Origin of the sequence: Companilactobacillus sp. FL22-1 (genome assembly GCF_043951805.1) — a bacterium.
Lineage (GTDB): Bacteria > Bacillota > Bacilli > Lactobacillales > Lactobacillaceae > Companilactobacillus.
This window is the reverse complement of the sequence record NZ_JBINJY010000040.1, coordinates 1-602: the sequence shown is the minus strand read 5'-3', so window position 1 is coordinate 602 and position 602 is coordinate 1. Positions and strand designations below refer to the sequence as shown.

Annotated in this window: 1 protein-coding gene; it reads left to right on the top strand. The window is 36.5% G+C overall.

Features of this window, described 5'->3' with window-relative positions; genetic code table 11:
- Positions 1–424 precede the first annotated feature (424 nt).
- The coding region (locus ACG72T_RS12565; RefSeq protein WP_395266475.1) for a MobA/MobL family protein at positions 425–602 on the top strand (178 nt) is incomplete at its 3' end.

The following is a 602-nucleotide window of genomic DNA, read 5'->3' as shown; positions in this document are numbered from 1 at the left end:
TTAATCTGATCGTTAGACAAATTAGCATAATCTAAATTGGCTTGACTGATGATTTGTTTACCTAGCCGTTGTTCAATCTTATTTTTTTCGTCCTTAATTTTTTGATTAAGGGCTTTTAATTTAGCTTCTTGTTTTTCTAAGTTATTTTGAGACATAACGATCCCTCCAATCATATTAGAAATAATCACCAAAACTATATCATATAAGAAACGTTAAGTCAAAGTATAAAATTTGAAATAGCGAAGCGGAAGGCATACACTAAGTTAAAGTTAAGAGAATCAGCAGACCGAGTGAAACGAGGTCAATGCGCACTTACACGTCATCAAAGATGACGTTGTGCTAAACCCATTAAAACCTGTATTAGAAGTCGCCGATGGCGACAACAAAATCAAACCAATAAGCCCAAAGAAAGGTGGTGACCGACATGGCAATTTTTCACATGAGTTTTAGTAATATTAGTGCTGGTAAAGGACGAAGTGCGATTGCCAGTGCCGCTTATCGAAGTGGTGAAAAGCTATTTGATGATAAGGAAGGTCACCACTATTTTTATGCCCGCTCGGTTATGCCAGAAAGCTTTATTTTGACGCCAAAAAATGCACCAA